This is a genomic window from Mesorhizobium sp. WSM4832, from assembly GCF_055811115.1.
This window is the reverse complement of the sequence record NZ_JBVVQH010000008.1, coordinates 225,999-243,168: the sequence shown is the minus strand read 5'-3', so window position 1 is coordinate 243,168 and position 17,170 is coordinate 225,999. Positions and strand designations below refer to the sequence as shown.

General features: G+C 59.1%; 14 protein-coding genes and 1 tRNA gene. 10 read left to right on the top strand and 5 right to left on the bottom strand.

Going from position 1 to position 17,170, the window contains the following annotated elements; all coding sequences use genetic code 11:
* Positions 1-61: 61 nt before the first annotated feature.
* On the top strand, positions 62-1,846 hold the full coding sequence (locus AC0L2L_RS14215; protein WP_473579198.1) for a S8 family serine peptidase: 1,785 nt from the start codon (positions 62-64) through the stop codon (positions 1,844-1,846).
* 255 nt (positions 1,847-2,101) lie between these two features.
* Positions 2,102-3,301 (top strand): hypothetical protein, encoded by a 1,200-nt coding sequence (locus AC0L2L_RS14210; protein WP_473579197.1) that lies wholly within the window; start codon positions 2,102-2,104, stop codon positions 3,299-3,301.
* A gap of 291 nt (positions 3,302-3,592) precedes the next feature.
* Here AC0L2L_RS14210 and AC0L2L_RS14205 read toward each other — a convergent pair whose 3' ends face one another.
* Both AC0L2L_RS14205 and AC0L2L_RS14200 read right to left on the bottom strand, forming a co-directional pair.
* Positions 3,593-5,476, bottom strand: coding sequence for a DUF4209 domain-containing protein (locus tag AC0L2L_RS14205; protein ID WP_473579196.1), 1,884 nt, complete (start codon positions 5,474-5,476; stop codon positions 3,593-3,595).
* A gap of 129 nt (positions 5,477-5,605) precedes the next feature.
* A tRNA-Leu gene (locus AC0L2L_RS14200) sits at positions 5,606-5,690 on the bottom strand.
* A 216-nt stretch (positions 5,691-5,906) separates the two neighbouring features.
* Here AC0L2L_RS14200 and AC0L2L_RS14195 point away from each other — a divergent pair.
* The 6 genes from AC0L2L_RS14195 (at position 5,907) to AC0L2L_RS14170 (ending at position 13,235) form a co-directional block, all read left to right on the top strand.
* Complete coding sequence (locus tag AC0L2L_RS14195) at positions 5,907-6,107, top strand: hypothetical protein (protein ID WP_473579195.1); 201 nt, start codon at positions 5,907-5,909, stop codon at positions 6,105-6,107.
* A 678-nt stretch (positions 6,108-6,785) separates the two neighbouring features.
* Positions 6,786-8,516, top strand: coding sequence for an amidohydrolase family protein (locus tag AC0L2L_RS14190; protein ID WP_473579194.1), 1,731 nt, complete (start codon positions 6,786-6,788; stop codon positions 8,514-8,516).
* Between the two features lie 355 nt (positions 8,517-8,871).
* On the top strand, positions 8,872-10,467 hold the full coding sequence (locus tag AC0L2L_RS14185; protein WP_473579193.1) for a glycoside hydrolase domain-containing protein: 1,596 nt from the start codon (positions 8,872-8,874) through the stop codon (positions 10,465-10,467).
* Between the two features lie 48 nt (positions 10,468-10,515).
* Complete coding sequence (locus AC0L2L_RS14180) at positions 10,516-11,241, top strand: hypothetical protein (RefSeq protein ID WP_473579192.1); 726 nt, start codon at positions 10,516-10,518, stop codon at positions 11,239-11,241.
* A gap of 860 nt (positions 11,242-12,101) precedes the next feature.
* Positions 12,102-12,692, top strand: coding sequence for a YqaA family protein (locus tag AC0L2L_RS14175; RefSeq protein ID WP_473579191.1), 591 nt, complete (start codon positions 12,102-12,104; stop codon positions 12,690-12,692).
* 24 nt (positions 12,693-12,716) lie between these two features.
* The gene (locus AC0L2L_RS14170) at positions 12,717-13,235 is read left to right on the top strand and encodes a disulfide bond formation protein B (RefSeq protein WP_473579190.1); all 519 of its coding nucleotides are present in this window, start codon (positions 12,717-12,719) and stop codon (positions 13,233-13,235) included.
* Between the two features lie 161 nt (positions 13,236-13,396).
* Here AC0L2L_RS14170 and AC0L2L_RS14165 read toward each other — a convergent pair whose 3' ends face one another.
* Entirely contained in the window at positions 13,397-13,954 is a 558-nt protein-coding gene (locus AC0L2L_RS14165) for an HNH endonuclease (RefSeq protein WP_027167440.1), read from the bottom strand.
* A 111-nt stretch (positions 13,955-14,065) separates the two neighbouring features.
* A complete protein-coding gene (locus tag AC0L2L_RS14160; RefSeq protein ID WP_473579189.1) occupies positions 14,066-14,725 on the bottom strand; it encodes a DNA-3-methyladenine glycosylase family protein in 660 nt (219 codons plus the stop codon).
* A 91-nt stretch (positions 14,726-14,816) separates the two neighbouring features.
* On the opposite strand from AC0L2L_RS14160, the gene gluQRS reads away from it, so the two are divergent.
* Positions 14,817-15,692 (top strand): tRNA glutamyl-Q(34) synthetase GluQRS, encoded by an 876-nt coding sequence (gene gluQRS, locus AC0L2L_RS14155; protein ID WP_473579216.1) that lies wholly within the window; start codon positions 14,817-14,819, stop codon positions 15,690-15,692.
* Here the strand turns inward: gluQRS and AC0L2L_RS14150 are convergent, their stop codons facing one another.
* A complete protein-coding gene (locus AC0L2L_RS14150) occupies positions 15,693-16,022 on the bottom strand; it encodes a hypothetical protein (RefSeq protein WP_473579188.1) in 330 nt (109 codons plus the stop codon).
* Between the two features lie 109 nt (positions 16,023-16,131).
* On the opposite strand from AC0L2L_RS14150, the gene AC0L2L_RS14145 reads away from it, so the two are divergent.
* A complete protein-coding gene (locus tag AC0L2L_RS14145) occupies positions 16,132-17,031 on the top strand; it encodes a DMT family transporter (protein ID WP_473579187.1) in 900 nt (299 codons plus the stop codon).
* Positions 17,032-17,170: the final 139 nt, after the last annotated feature.

Here is a 17,170-nt window from a genome sequence, read left to right as displayed (position 1 = left end):
TTTGTGGCATTACTTTTGAAACGATGACGATGGACGGCATCGACCAGCAATGGGGGCAGGTTTGGCAACGCTCGACCCGGATCTCGAACTGCTGCTTCGTTACGAGCCGCAGCAGCGCCTCGTGCAATTGATGCTCGATTGGAGCGGCACTGACCAGGGCCTGACCGAAAAAGGCATGAGCCTGCTGGCACCGATCGAAGATGGAACGGCTCTTGTTGAGATGCCGCTGGGGACAGTCGGCCGGCTGCTTGATGATCCCGACATTGGTTACCTCCAGCTTCTGCCCGATTTCATCCCGGAGTTGGATGTGAGCCGCAAAGTGGTCAACACGCCAAACGAAATCACTACCGGCACGGATGGAAAGCAAAGCTTCAAGGGCCTAACCGGCAAGGGCGTAATTATCGGGCTGATCGACTCCAACATAGATGTTTTCCATCAATCACTTCGCAATCCCGACGGCTCGACGCGCTTCCTGACGCTGTGGGACATGAATCCGAGCGGCAAGATTGCGCCGATTGACGGTCTGGGCGCGCCGGACGGCTTCCAGAAAGGACTGGTCTATTCCAAGGCCGATATCGACTTTGCGCTAAGCAAACCAATAAGTGGAGAGAGCAAGCAGCAAGCAAAGCGTCGGGAAAAACTCTCAGGAAATCTCAGGATGCTACGCGGCAGCGGACATGGCACTCGCGTGGCGAGCATAGCGGCAGGAAACGGTCGTCTGAGCACCGGAGCATACAGCAACACGATAGGCATTGCTCCCGAGGCCGACCTGATCGGCGTGGTCATGCGCTCGCCGCATGACTGGGCGATGGCGATGCGGTTTCTGCGCAAGCTGATGCAGGGCAAACCTGCGGTGATAAACCTCAGTGCTGGCGAGCATCACGGTCCGCATCTACCCGATGGGCAAGTCGAACGCTGGTTCAAATCCTTCATCGACGCCAGTGGCATTGCGTTGGTCAAGAGCGCCGGCAACGGCGGCGGTCTTGGCGGACATGCCGCTGGCTCGATCAAGAAAAACACGTCTGTCAGCCTGCAGCTTGCCATGACCCCAGCCGTGGCCAAACTTGCCTCGCGGATTCGCGTTCAGATCTGGTACGGATATGGCGGGGGCGATCCCAAGCTGGGCGCGACCATCACGCCGCCGAAAGGTCCAGCCTACGACATCCCCTATGACGGACTTTGCACGGCGCCTGCTTCTCTGATTATGGCGAGCAACCGAAAACGGCCGGACCAGCTCGGGCTCAGCGCGGTGGTCCTGTGGTTAAAGCCAATAAGCGGGACATGGACAATCCGGCTAAATGCTCCCAAGACCGCCGACGTCAAGTGGCACGCCTGGATAACCTGGGGCGCGTTACGTCGCGGCGGCGTCAGTTTTGGGCCGGCGGGTCTGGTATCCGAGGCTTCGACAATCACCGTCCCGGTCGCCGTACCCAATATGGTAACCGTCGCCTCTTTCATTACCAAGGACGGCAAGGGCAACGCAGCCACTGATCACAAGATCGCTGGCAGTTCAGCGCAAGGTCCGGCCGCTGACGGAACCACCCCGGCACTCACCATTGCAGCGCCGGGTGAGTTTGTTCTGGCTGCGGTTCCGCCCGATCCGAAGGCAAAGGAGCCCCCGCCGGGCACCACGGATCGCTACGATCTTGGGGCAGGGACCAGCTTTGCTGCGCCGCATGTTGCCGGCGCCATCGCACTCATGTTGGAGAAGAACCCGACGCTCACACCAGCAAAGATCGTTGCGATCCTTCGTACCAAGGACCAAAGCGAGACTCTAGACGAGAATGTCTGGGGCGCCGGTCGCCTAGGTATCGATAGGATACTGAAGCAACTTTCCACCCTGTGAATGATAACACATTAGTCAAAATGCATAACTTTCGTGGATTGGCCGTCACCGCTGGCAGTTCTTCTACCTCAGCGTTGGGCGATTGGCAAAAATTACGGACATGAAACGTGGAAAAGGCTCGGTGCAATCAACAGCATATAGAAGCTGATACGGAGGGCACTAACTCGTCCGATCGGTGAGCGCCAAAAGTCTCCGTTTTCTCTGGTGCTCAGCTCGCGAGAGCTGATATACTCGATCGACGATGGGGGCTTCATTGTGGAGAAAGCGCTTTACTATCCCTACATGCGGATCGAGGACGAAGGCTGGCTTAAGGCGACGCTGCTGCTTTTCGATCAAGTGCAGCGGATCATCCCTGAACCAAATGTGCAAGGGGATTCGATCGCCATCCAGCGTTATGGACGAGCAAACTCACGAGACGGATCTCCACTGCTGGCGGCCGCTCCCCTTTTCGAAAACTCTGTGCGAGAGGCCCAGGAGCGACTGGCATTGCGGATCGATGCTGATGCTCGACGCAAGAGTTTTCGTCAGAGATTTAGCGAGGATCGTACGTTGCACGAACGTCCTGCAGAGGAACCGTGGGGCTTCCAGATGCATCAGCGTAAGCTTGAGTACCCTCTGCGCAAAGTTCTGGCTGACCGGCGCCTAGCCTGGAGACCCGACCAGCGGGAAGCATTCGACATCAACTCCGAATACATCGCGATGCATCCCATGCTCGGGGAGGCGATCATGTCGACTCTCGCCGTTGCATGCGCCTTGACCGAGGGCGCGCATATTGTGGGGGACAAGCGCTCAGGCACTCTTCACGAACAGCTGCAGAGCTTGAGGGTTGACGATGTATACGACGGTGTGATTCGCGGTAGGCCGGGGCCGTTGGCACGGAAGGCGACCGCTCATGAATTGTTCGAAGTTGTAGTCGGTTTGGCCTGCGATACATCTGAGCTTGGTCCCAAGGAACTCACCCAATTGGGAGATGATAGAGAAGCTATCCGCACTCTGATCGGCGTGCTTGCGACTCGAGCCCAAGACATAGGCGCCATGTACGAAGGCACGATGCGGGATGAAGCCTTCCGAGATCACGCGGAGTCGATCTTGGCGCATTGGCGCAACGACAGGGCGAACATGTCTAACTATTGCCGACGTTTGCTCGGCCTCAATCTGCTCGATCCCGGCAGAGATGCCATGACTGCCCTCATCGAGGGTGCTTTCGCAGTGGCTGGCGCCTCCTCTGCCGGAGGCGTGGCCGGACTACTCTCCGCACCTCTCGGGGGCGTCGTTCAAATAGGATCGGGGGTCGTGGTTGGCCTCGTGGCGCACGGGATTAAGACGTATGTTGAGATGCGCAGCGATGCAGGCAAGAGCGTTTACCGATACCTCACCGCGATGGAAAAAGCAGGCGTCGTCTTTCGCTCGGAGATAAAACCCATCCAATGGCAAGACAACGGCCCGCGCGGGTGAGTCCAAACAATTCTCATTAAATGCACCAAGTGTCGGGGCACACTTTACAGCTAAAATGCAGGTCCTTCAGCCGGATTCGCCCTCTCTATCGCCGTTTGGCCGGTAGACGCTATGCCCAGCACAGAAATGGTAGCAATATGGTTGCAATTCCCGCTCACTGGAGATGACCCATGCATCGGGCTTCCTAACCCGTTGATTTCACTGAATGTCCTGGCGAGATTCGAACTCCTGACCCCCAGATTCGTAGTTTGAAGACTCGGCAGTTTGGCACCAGACATTGCAGCGCATTTTCTACCAACCGCCTCGACGCGTCATCTCCGCTGCCACGTCCGACCACACCCGAAACGCCGGGATAGCTGCCATTCTGATCACCAACCAAACGGAATAGGCTACGTCGGAGCCCCAGAAATCACTATCGGACATCTTTCCGTGCGCAAGCTCGTTGCGCACGGACGGCCCGCCACGGAAATTGAAAAGAAGGTCCAACTCCTGCAACACCGATGGCGGGAAGATCGTTAGAAGCGCCTCGCGGTGAGTCTCCAGAAGGCGACTCAGCATGGCCTCTTCCTGCGTACCGTCCGCATTGATCTTGTTTGTCTCAACGCCTGACAGGCTCAGCACGTAGCGCAGTGAGTTTTCCAATTGCGGTAGCATGAGGTGCGCGGCCTCCATGTCGTCGCCTGCGAAAAACCGGATGGCTCCCTTCGCGAAAATGAACTCGTGGTCTGGTGGCACCAAGGGGCTAGCCATCATGATCGGCAGAAGGATGTCTACCGATAAGTGATGCTCATACATGATGACTCGGCGGATCGTATTGATCTTGACCGACACCGCGTTTTGACGACGGAACTGCTCCTGCTGGTTCACAAGAAAACGAACCTGATCTTCGTCAGGCGGGCCAGCATGAGATAGGCCCGGAGCCTTGAATCGAGTCCGACCCTGACTGTCACTTACGGTCATCGGCATAATTGCCGAGATGCTATTGTAGGAGGACTCCAGAACCTCTTTCCGCAGAGCTTCCGGGTCTGGCGATCTCTCGCAGGTTAGCAAGATGCGGATGACATCTGCCAGCGGCTTCCCACTTACATAGGCTTCGACCTCTTCCACCTGTTCGGTGACGTTCACTTCATGGGAGAAGCTGGGCATTTCATCGCGGATACGCGGCTGCACCTCATTCAGGCGATCCTGCAATTGTTTCCGCCGCTCTGCGGTGCCCGGTATTGGCCTCAGAGCTTGAATTGCGTGGTCGAGAAAGGACGCCTGCACCATGGCAGATTCTGCCCGCGCGTCGGCATTGCCGACATAGGTTTCCGCCGCAGCTATCAGGCTTCTATTCTCGTTGGCTTCGTCCTTCTCGCGATGGTGAGCGCGTGCGGCTAACTCCCATAGCTCCCGCTGAGCAACGTGGTCGCTGGCAATGGCTTCAAGCCCCGCCAGCTTCTCAGCGGCATCGGCGAACGCCTTCCGCTCCCATATGCCCTTGTCGAGGTTGATAGGACCGATGTGGATAAATCCCCAAGCGTCGTCGTTGTCCAAAGCCCGCTGGCTTACGTCATCGATGATCTTCCGCAGCGGATCGAAGTCCGACCGGTTCCATCCCATCGAACTGGCCACGACCGTCGCCCGTCTAAGGAACTTCGATGCTGAGACACTGGCAGGGTTGCTTTGCTCGAAATCGAACACGGCCTCGCCCTTAAGCACCGCCTCGACGCACATCACATATGCGTCAACCGCGCGAAGTCCGGCCGCAACGTCCTTTCGATTCAGATGCCGACAAACGTCATTGACGCGAGCCCGCAGCGCGGGGTGACCTATGTCCGCGCCTAACTCTGCCAGCACCTTCACCTGAGCGGCAAGGAGATCGCTTGGGATCAGTGACCTTCGGCCGTCCATGATAGTCATCGGCCGGAACGGTTCGACACGATCCTCTGACACGAAATGATATGAGGCCATGCCTGCGAGGATGTGCAGGGCGTCGGCAGACGACGTGTCTCCCGTCTCGCGCGCGGCAGACGACGTGGCTGTTAGGCGCGAGTGAATGTCATTGTTATCGACAACGGGTGTTGCACCAATTGCGGTGACTACCACGTCGGATCGAAACGCTTCGATCGGAACGACAAAGGTGACCCCGGGAACCGGCTGTTCATTTTCCGGCTTAGGCTCTTCTCCGGACATCGACTTCGGACTCTCGATTGGAGATCAAGGTTTTCCTAGCCAAGATTGGCACTCAAGCGGCTGGAAAAGACCGGTAAAGCGACCGAAAAGGGCCCGTTGATTGGGATGACCAAAGGACCGACAGAAGGATGGTGCGGGTGGCCGGGGTCGAACCGGCACTCCTCTCGGAACTGGATTTTGAATCCAGCGCGTCTACCAATTCCACCACACCCGCATGCAACCACCAAGTCCGTTCATGGTCTTTGCAGGGACCCCCGCGACTCCTGCGTGGCTCCCCGGTCGCGTATGTGCCACAACGTGTTCCATGAAGTCCAGAGCGGTTTCGCAAGGAATTCTGTGCGTTTCTGCTTGCTCAAAGCCGAGCGATGCCGGACGATTTTCAATGCAGCCCGCACGCGGGGGTCATGACCATCCATGCTTGGAGCGCCTTATGGTTCGTCTCATCGGAGCTTTGCTCAGGTTTGCTATCGAACCGGCCTTTATCGAACTGAAGGCAGCCCTACTCGCCTACTTGTTAGCGAGCGCCAACTGGAGCGCTGCGGCAGTAGCGTTTGCCGGGCTCCTTTTCATTGTATCTGTTCCAAATGCGGTAGCGATTTTTGAAGGGACCAAGTCCCTTTGGTCGATCTAGGAATCAGTAATCTTCTGAAAAACACCTATGCTCGTGTCCAGATCTGGTCCCCGCATTGCTGATCCAAGTCCGATGGTCCGACTTGAGGATTTCATCAACAGGTCAGCTGGTTCATGGATCGGCAGAGCGTTGTCGTGACAACAATGTCGGTTGGAAAGGACAGCGCCAATTGGCGCCGCCGCGTTGGATGCGGGATACAATCCCGCTCTCGAGACCGCGAAGTTGAGCTTACTTACGCACTCGGCCGCGGCTGATCGCAATTCGGGCTGCTTTTCTGTTCCCTCGCCTGGGTGAAATTCCTTGGGAGCCGTCGTCGCCAGCTCTCTAAACAACATGGCACCGCAGTTTCAGCCTTGGATTTGGACCTCAGGCAGTGTGAAGTCGCGTGCAACCAGCGGTCCGTTCGCGGTCCTTGTGAGGGATCCCGCGACTTCTGTTGTGGCACCTCAGACGCGTAGGTGCCACACCCCGTTCCGCGGTTCGCAGCGAAATTCTTGCCCTTATGGTCGCTCAATCTAGCCATTTTTGGGATCGCAGACGTTCATTCCCCCACAGGCTGCGCATCGGCCCGCGTCTGGAGATTGTTCTCTGTTAGAGCTGTGATGCTGGGCGATCGGATAGATCGACAGCAGGTCCTTTTTGACGCACATTACCCTGGGGAAACGAGGGGGCAGCCAAATGCGCAACTTGGTTGGGGATGCTGTGGGCATCCCAAATCGACGGATACTGCTACAGTGGCTGGGTGGTGCAGCAGCCGCCGCGATACTGCCCGCCTGCGTAACGCGACCGCTACCCCCGGGAATCTGCATTGCGGATGGACGGGGCAACATCATCGATGTCCACTGCCACCTCTTCAACGCTTCGGACGTGTCAGTTGAAGGCTTTGTCAGATATGTCGTGCTCGGCGAGCACCGGGAAGAGGTCTTTCCGGAACTAAAAGTTGCCCGGGCGGGCGGTATTGTCGACGCGCTGGTTGTGCTGCTGGTTTTAATCCTCAGTGCCAATACGATTACCGCGAAGCGAGAAGCCGCCAATCTGCGCCGCCATCAGCCGATGGAAACACCCGAACACTTGGACAACCGCCAGAACGAGGCAGTGGCAGATGCACTGCTGACTCTTGATCAAAGCCAGCGCACGCCAAACAAGGTCGTTCAATCGATCGCCGGCGACCAGGCCGAGCCCGACTACTCTGATCTGCTCAACCAGATCTACGCCGAAGCCGGGGTTGTGACGGCCAAGGCACGTGGAGAGCCGCTCGACAAAGCCAAATCGGTTGAGGTGGCCCGTCAACTAAAGGGCAAAGGTTCGAAAATCGCACGTTATATAGATTTCGCTCGTCTGCTGCTGGGCAGCCGTGAGGCCATCGCGCGGGAATATATCCGGGTCTTCGCAGACAAGCGCTGCGTGCAGATGATCACGCCGAGCTTTCTCGATATGCATCGTTGGTTGGGCAAGCCGCCAATCTCGTCCATCGCCGAACAAGTGGATGTCATGGATGCGCTTCAGGTTTCCATAGCGCAATCTACCGGAATGCACATGCACAGCATGGTGGGCTTCGATCCGCGCCGCTCGGCAGAAGACCGCGACGTTTTAAAGGTAGTCAAGCATGCCATCAACGACTGCGGCTTCGTTGGCGTCAAGCTCTATCCGCCGATGGGATTTCAGCCCATTGAGAACCACAAGCTCGGGGTTCCGAAAGTGCCAGAAGGCCCAAAAGGGGAGAGCATTGAACACGCGCTTATGGAACTATACGATTGGTGCGCGGCCGAAGATCTGCCGATCATGGCGCATGCGGAAAACAGCCTTGGTTCAGTTTGCGGCTATGGGCGTCGTGCAAGCCCCGAGTGGTGGCGCAAAGTGCTTGCCAAGCCGAACTATGCTCGCCTTCGAATCAACCTTGCCCATTTCGGCGGCTTCGACGAAGCACTCGACATTGGGGCCAATGCCCCTCAGGGACTAAGATGCGAGGCAGATAAGTACTCTGGGCCAGTGTGGGAGGACATTATCGGTGAGACGATCAAGGACGATGGTCGTGACTTTCTGTTCGCTGATTTGAGCTATCTCAGCGAACTGACACTCCCGGATAGCCAAGAAGAAGAGCGCCCTGAGATCCGCCGCCGTTTGGAAGCGTTCCGTATTGCTTACGATCCAGACGTGCGCCACCTGATGTACGGCACCGACTGGACCATGATCGCCAAGGAACTCGACAACAACAACTATCTCGCAAATCTCGACGCGCAACTTCGCCTCGCCGGCTTCACGCCGGACCAGTTGCAGAATATCTACTGGCGCAACGCCGTCCGGTATCTGGGCTTGGGTCGCGGAGAAAGGACACGCGGTCGCTTGCAGCGCTACTGCGCCAAACGACACCTCCCTGACGCTTGGCTGATGGCCTTCGATGCAGGTTGAGCGCTTCTAATTGGATTTCGCGGAACATGTGGTTGTTCATCTCGCGGATAGCGAACCAGCCGACAGCTGCACTCGCAAGCGCAAGCAAAGGGCATAACAGAACAACCGCAATGAGATCAGAAGTTGGCCTCGGGTTGATGAATATACAGCACAGGATGCAATTTGCAGCCTGAAGTACCTCTTAGCTGCCTTAGTGCGCCGCAGCGCAATATGAAATTCTTAAGCAAATCAAATGGTTGGTCAATATTTCAATGTCCACCGAGAATGCATATCAGTGCAGTCAAGATGCATATCTTGACTTTCTAATGTGACGAGTTCAGTTTGTCGTCGCCAATGTTAAGGGGGAGGATGAGTTATGATAACAGAGCTTGAGGGCCTCGATCTTGATATCTCTGAGTATGAATATGACGAATTTGTACTCGAGTACCAGAGATTGGGAGGGAAATTTCCGATCATAGATGCCAGCAGTAAAACGACAAATATCACTAAGTGCCTAAAGAAGGAGGGTATAAACACAGTCATACGTTATTATTGTCGCGCCCCACAGGGATCGTGGAAAATCATCAGGGAATCGGAAGCAACAAAGCTTATTGCGGAAAAGCTGAGCATTGCGGTCGTCCACGAGATCGGAACGAGCCTTTCGCTCTTTTCTTATGCATCTGGCAAGTTGGATGCAGACTATTCGATTAAGTATGGGCGTGAGGCGATCGGCCAGCCCAGCGGCTCAGCCATCTATTTTGCCATCGACTTCGATGTCAGCGAGTCAAGCATAAAGCAGCGCATTGTCCCGTACTTTAAAGGTATCAGGGATTCAATGGCTGCTGCCGGCTCTATTTACAGAATCGGCGTATATGGAAGTGGGCTAACTTGCTCAACGCTGCTCAAAAAGGGCCTTGTTGATTTTACATGGCTTGCACAGTCCACTGGTTGGAGCGGTTATGGGGCCTTCAAAGACAGCAATCTTTGGAGCCTTCTGCAGAAGTATCCGTCCACTAAGCTGTGCGGGATCGGCGTCGACTATAACGAAGCTCAAGGTGGCAAAGATTTCGGCGCGTTTAGCAGTCTTGCTGCTCTCGTAAAGCCAACTGCGGCGGCCGCTGACGAAGAGTGGGAAATCCTGCTTGCCGCGGGTGCACTACAAGGTCTCGATCCGGACATGGAAGCCCGCACCCTTTTGCTCATCCAGGAATGCGCGAAGCAGGGCGTCAAGATGGTGGCGTCCGGCGGAGTTAGAACGCCTCAGGTTCAGGCCAAGCTTTGGAAGCAATCGCGAAGTGCTACGCAGATCAAGGCGGCTGTTTCCTCCCTTCGGGCGCAAGGCGCGCCCTTTCTTGCAGATGTGCTTGAGCAGACGAGTGCACCCAAAGGGCAGCATGTGACGAACGCGCTACCAGGCATGAGTTGGCACCAATGGGGCGAAGCGGTGGATTGCTACTGGGAAGTCAACGGCAAGCCCGAATGGGATCCTGATGCCGTTCATGGCGGGGTGAAAGGGTATCACGTTTACGCCGACCTCGCCGAGACCAAGCAGATCGGGCTTAACGCAGGGGGGCATTGGTCGAGCTTTAAGGACTGGCCGCATGTCCAGCTCAGAAAGGCGGCAGGCCCTAAGAGCCTTTATACTGTTAAGGAAATCGATAAGCGTATGAAGGATCTGTACGGCGAGCGCCTCGACGTCGGACCCGACCTCTTCGAGCCGCATGAGGGTGGTTATGCACAGGCGGACGAGACTGGATTTGTGGAAGCATTCCGGAATGTCATAACCGATCTACGTGAGGCGAGCGGCACGGCCGTGAGCAACAAACCCTATTTGTTCCCGGATGGCATCTTCAAGGTCGAACTTACCTTGGGGATAGGTGGAGGGGCTTCGTCGGAAGAGGGAGCAAACAACCCAAGCTTGGCAATTCCCGGGTCTGCCAAGATTATGATCTCCGGGATCAACAAAGAGTAGAAGTCCCAAGTCGCGGGCGTCCTTGCGTCGCTCGCTCGGAGAAGCATCATGTCGCTCCTGTATCGATACCCGGAGATCGTGCCGTTCCTCGACGACACCGATGACTACGAGAACGATGCGACGGAGGTGCGCGTCGGCGACGTGACGTACCTAGTCGTGACGCAGCGTGGGCTTCACGACGGGGGACAGGTGCTCTTCGAGCAACGCGAGGAAGGCTGGGTCGCCGTCGCCGGCGACACAATCGTGCGCATTGGGGCCAAAGAGGAGCCCAAGGAAAAGCCGTCGATAGGTCGCCGGAAGAAAATCGAGGAAGAGGAAGTTTCGACGAGGGCTGCCGACGATATGGCGAGCATTGCGAAGCTCCTCCCGGTTGCCGTGGATAAGCTTTCGTCGAAAACGGGTCCTGACAGGGGGAACCTCGCCTGCCTCTGGGCCGTGCGTCACCTCATCTGGTTCCGCCTCGATCGGTGGGTCACGAAGTCGGATCTGACCACGGACTTCGATAATGCATTAAAGGCGAGCTTCGGTGGCTCGAAGTCGGAGAGCAGCGTGCCGGCGGGCGGGATCATTATCTCGCCGAGTCAGTGGGTGAACGGAAAGAAGCGGACCGGGCATGTGGGGTTGCTTGGCCCCGTGACGGGGACCGGCGCGCGCCTCGTGTACTCGAACTCGAGCAGCAAAGCCGTGTGGAAGCAAAACCACACCTTAGCTACCTGGCGGCAGATATACGCAGCGGAAAAGGGGCTGCCGGTGAACTTCTATCCGCTCCCGTAGCCTACGAGACGAACACGTTCGCCATCTTCTTCCCGCGTTGCTAGTTCGCTTCCCCTCGACTCGTCGCGAATGAGACCAACGGTGCGTGCCTATCCCCCTCAAGCCACGGCCCACGAGCCGATCGACAGGCCGGATACGTATTAGCGACTTCCACTATCCCTGCACGCCTCAAAGAGGCGGCCGGTCCATCCATAGGGTCATCAACGTGAATACGAATGATCTCAGCGATCGGGCGAGCGTCGCCGGGAACGTCGCAGTTGTGCCACAAATGCTCGAGGCGGCAGTCCGGAGTTTCCCCCCAGCGACGATCATGGCGCAGAGGCGCCGCAGGCTTGTGGATGCGCAAGCCCTCGTGGTGCACCAGCTTCGCCGACGAATGCCCTTTGTGCGCCACTGGCGCCGCGAGCAATTGTAGACGCCACTCCTATTCTGCACCTCGGCGACTTTGCGAGGGATACAGGACCGACTGTCTGATTCGTTAAGGTCTTGATTTTTATATTGGTTCGATGTTTCGCGACACTCCGTCGCATGGTAGACAAACCCCTTTTTGAGTCGAGCGCGTCTACCAATTCCGCCATAGGGGCTCAGGCCGGGCGGCCTGGATGGGCGCGGACTATACGGTTGGACGGCCTTTCGTCAACTGGCCTGTTGCGGATTTGCCGGCGCAACTGCCGGTATTGCGCACCCTTCGGCCTCGTGGCGACGCAGACATTGTGCGGCGCGGAAAATCTTTCTAGACAGACGAAGTGTTAAGCGCCTCGCATCCGGAAGCCGGATGCGGCGCTTTGGGTCCTTGTCTTCCTGCCTGTCGTTGCCCAAAACCGCTAAGCGCCTCGGGGTGCCACTGATTAGGAGAGCCGATGCTTCGCGGACTTTACGACTGGACCCTGTCGCTGGCGGCGCGCAAATCCGCCGAATGGTGGCTGGCCTTCATCGCTTTCGTCGAAAGCTCGGTGTTCCTTGTGCCGGCCGACGTGCTTTTTCTGCCGATGGCGCTGTCGAAACCCGAGCGCGCCTATCGCTATGCGCTGATTGCCACCGCCGCGTCGGTTCTGGGCGGCGTTTTCGGCTGGTTCATCGGCCACTATGCCTACGAGGCGGTGGCCAAGCCGGTGCTCGAATTCTACGGCAAATATGACGAGTTCGAGGCGATGCGGGCCTCTTCAGGCGTCGGCTTCATCATCCTGATGCTGATCACCTCGGGCGCGGCGCATCTGCCGCCGATCAAGGTGGTGACGATTCTGTCCGGCGTCATCGGCGTCAATCTCTTGCTCTTCATCGGCCTTGCGATCGTGGCGCGCGGCGCCCGTTTCCTGCTGCTTGCCTGGCTGCTGCGCCGCTACGGCGAGGAGATCAAGGAGTTCATCGAAAAGCGCTTGGGATTGATCGTCGGCGCCGGCGCCGCTGCCCTGATTTTGCTCTATATCCTCGTCAGATACGCCCACGGATAACGACGCAACAACGGATCCCCATCGATGACAGCGACCATGACTGCCGACACCGGACGCCAGCGCACGCGCGCGGCGCTCTTTCTCGCCGTCGCGATGGCCGCGACCGTAGGCTCGGCGCTGGCCTTCCAATATATCGGCGGCTACATCCCCTGCCATCTCTGCCTCGAGCAGCGCACCCCCTACTATATCGGCGTGCCGCTGATGGTGCTGGCGGCGATCGCCTCTATGCTGCGCGCGCCGGCCTGGGTGACGCGCGGATTGCTGGCGATCGGCGGCTTGCTGATGCTCTATGGCCTCTATCTCGGCGTCTATCACTCCGGCGTCGAATGGGCCTGGTGGCAGGGCCCGGCGGACTGCACCGCCGGCGCCGGTCCGGTCGACACCGGCGGCAAGGGCGTTCTCGACGCGCTCGACAAGTTCGTGCCGCCCTCCTGCGACAAGGCCGCGCTTCGCATCCTCGGCCTGTCGCTCGCCGGCTGGAACGCCATCGTCAGCCTCGTCCTCGCCGCCGTCGCCTTCCGCAGCGCCTTGGCACGTGACTGAACCAGATTGAGCGGCACGACGCAGAGTTCGGACAAAAATTCGGCAGGCTGAGTCGGATGGCGCGGCTTTCGAGAACCGGAGCGGAGCGTACTTAAGTACGTGAGCACCGGAAGCGCAGAAAGCTGCGCCAGGCGGCCAGCATGGCGGATTTGTGCCGAACTCTAAGGTTCCAGTTCGACATCCCAGTATAGATAATCCATCCAGCTTTCATGCAGATGGTTGGGCGGAAACAGCCGGCCGTTGTTGTGCAGGTCGTGCACCGTCGGCTGATAAGGCTTCTGCAGCGGCCACATCTTGGCCTGCGCCGGCATCATCCCACCCTTGCGAAGATTGCAAGGCGAGCAGGCGGCGACGACATTTTCCCAGGTCGTCGCCCCGCCGCGATGGCGCGGGATGACGTGGTCGAACGTCAAATCCTCAGGCGTGCCGCAATACTGGCACTGGAAACGGTCGCGCAGGAACACGTTGAAGCGGGTGAAGGCAGGATGCCGCGACGGCTTCACATAGGCCTTCAGGCTGACCACGCTCGGCAGCTTCATCGAGAAGGTCGGCGAGGAGACGGCGTGCTCGTATTCGGCGACGATGTTGACCCGGTCGAGGAAGACAGCCTTGATGGCGTCCTGCCACGACCAGAGCGACAGGGGGTAATAGCTGAGCGGACGGTAGTCCGCATTCAGCACCAGCGCGGGAAGCCCATCCGGAGATACGGCAACCGTCACGTCCTTCGCCTCCTTGCTTCTAGAACCGAACGGCACGGATACTGTAAGCCCGACATGACAGGGATGTGAAGCGGATTGTCTCTCGCTGAAACCCCTAAAAGCGCATGATTTTCAGGCTTTTTTGGCCATTTCGACTGAAGGCGCCGCATCTTTGCCCTTCAATTCCCGGTAATAGGCCCAAAAAAGCCGCGACGCGACACCCCGCCAGGGGCTCCATGATTCGGCCAGCCGGATCAGCATTTTCTCCGGCGGACGCGGGTCGATGCCGAGCGCATGGCCGACCGCCGTCTGCAGCGCGACGTCACGCGCGGGGAACACGTCGGGGTGGCCGGCGGCAAACAGCAGGTAGCATTCGGCCGTCCATGGGCCGATGCCGGGCACGGCGACCATCGCCGCGATCGCCTCGCCGGCGTCGAGCGTGCACAGGTGATCGAGATCGAGCCCGCCGGCAACGGCTTGGGCGACGGCGAGCAGCCCGCGCTGTTTGGGCCGCGATAGCCCGGCCTCGCGAAATATGTCCTCGCCGGCGGCAAGGATCGCATCCGGCGTCAGCGGATCGACCAGCTTGACCAACCGCCCGAAGATGGCGTCGGCGCTCGCGCGGGAAACTTGCTGTGAAACGATAATGGAAGCGAGGCTCGTGAACCCTGGGGCCGACAGCCTCAGCGGCACCTCGCCCGCCCTGCCGCGCACTTTCTCCAGCCGCGGATCGATCCGGCAGAGCGCGTCGAGCCCTGCCGCAATGTCGTCGAGCGAGGCGATGCGTTGCACGTTGCTTGTTCCCAGAGCGCCCGCGAAGTGGCAATTGATGGCTAGTTACCAACTCGCAAAAGCGCATGACAACCCGAATGCCGCCTCAGAGATGACGCTCCTGACATTCCGCTTCGCGCCGAGCCCCAACGGCGAATTGCATCTGGGTCATGCCTATTCGGCCCTGCTCAACCAGCAGATGGCGGCACGGGCCGGCGGGCGGCTGCTTCTGCGCATCGAGGACATCGACGTCACGCGGTGCACACCGGAGTTCGAAGCCGGCATTTTCAGCGACCTGGAATGGCTGGGGTTGCACTGGGAACGGCCGGTGCGCCGCCAGTCCGAGCATTTTGCCGAATACCAGGCGGTGCTTGACCGGTTGATCGCCGAGGAACTCGTCTATCCGGCCTTCATGAGCCGGGGCGAGATCCGCGCCTTCATAGCCGAGACCGGAAAACGCGGCCGCGGCTGGCCGCGCGATCCGGACGGCGTGCCGCTCTACCCGCCGCTCGACAAGGCCCTGCCGGCCTCGGAACGCAAGCGGCGGATCGCCGAGAACATGCCTTTCGCCTGGCGGCTCGATGTCGAGGCGGCGATGGCGCGCGCTCCAGGTGCCCTGTCATGGACCGAATTCACCGACGAGACGATGTCTGCGACGCGAGCGATCGAAGCACAACCGCAGGATTGGGGCGATGTCATCGTCGCCCGCCGCGACGTCCCGACCAGCTACCATCTCGCCGTCGCTGTCGACGACGCGCTGCAAGGCGTCAGCCATGTCGTGCGCGGGCGGGACCTCTATTCGGCGACTGGGGTGCAGCGGCTGCTGCAGGAGTTGCTCGGCCTGCCGGCGCCACGTTATTTCCACCATCGCCTGATCCTTGGTCCGGACGGCCGGAAACTGTCCAAGAGCCTCAAGGACACCGGGCTTGCCGCGCTCCGAGAGGCCGGCATGTCGCCGCAGGACGTCGCGCGATTGGTCGGACTATGACTAAAACCGCGCCATGCCGGCCTTGATCAGCGCCAGCACGCTGATGAAGGCAAAGGCGCCGCCGAGCCCCCAGGCAACCGCCAGCTTGAGATCGCTCAGGCTGACGCCATGCTTGCTGGCCACCACCACGGCGACAAAAAAGCCGAAGATGAACAGCAGCGTGTTGCCGGTCGGGCCGAAGCCGCTCTCCTTCATGACCGCGTCGAGCGCCGTGCCGAAAAAGAAGCCGAAGCCGGCAATGATCGCGAAAGCGAACAAAAGCCAAGTCGTGTCGAGATGCACAAGCATGTCCCACCATGGCGCGGCGACGCGCCATGCCCCTCTTGGCACGGTTTGTTGAATTCAATTTAGCTTATGGATCAACCGTTTCGTTTTGCTTGCGCGATTGAACAGCATTAGAGCAATTGCCGTCATCAACCGTTCACCCCGGCGCCTCCCCATGCAGAGCATCAAGCGGTTCATTCCCGCCTCCTTCGTCGTTCTGTGGGCGACAGGCTTCATCGGCGCGCGCTACGCCATGCCCTGGGCGGAACCCTTTACCTTCCTTGCCATTCGCTTCGTGATAGCGGCGATCCTGTTTGCCGGCCTCGTCGTGCTGCTTGGCTCGCGCAAGGCGACGCGCGAAGAAGCGCTGCACGCGACGGTGGCCGGCATCCTCATGCACGGCGTCTATCTCGGCGCCGTCTTCTGGGCGATCCACAAGGGCATGCCGGCCGGCCTCTCTGCGCTGATCGTCGGCCTGCAGCCGCTGATCACGGCCGTGCTTGCCGGAAAGTTCCTGGGCGAAGCGATCCTGCCGCGCCATTGGACCGGCCTTGCAGTCGGGCTGCTCGGCGTCGTCATCGTGCTCTGGCCAAAGCTGGGCATGATTGGCGGCGGCGTCACGCCAGCGACGCTGACCGCCTCGCTTGTCTCGGTGCTCGGGATGAGCGCCGGCACCATCTGGCAGAAGCGCTACGCCTCCGGCGGCGATCTGGTGTCGGCGACGATGTGGCAGTATGTCGGCGGCTCCGCCGTGATGATCCTGGGTTCGCTCGCCTTCGAGACGCGCGCCGTCACCGTCAATGGCGAGCTGATCTTTGCCATGGCCTGGCTGGTCCTGGTGCTGTCGATCGGCGCCATATTCCTGTTGATGGTGATGATCAGGGACGGAGAGATGTCGAAGGTCGCCTCGCTGTTCTACCTCGTGCCGGCCGTTACCGCGATCATCGCCTGGGCGCTTTTCAACGAGCAGCTCAACCTGCTGCAGATCGCCGGCATGGCGATCGCCACGCTCGGCGTCGCCCTGGCCACCGCGCGGCAGGCGAAGGGAAGGGGAACTGGGGAATTGAAGAACTGAGGAACTGAGGAACTGAGGAACTGAGGAACTGAGGAACTGAGGAACTGAGGAACTGAGGAACTGAGGAATTGGGGAATTGGGGAATTGGGGAAAAGCCGGCAATAGCTGGGGCGCTATGGCTCTTCTTCAGTTCTCCAGT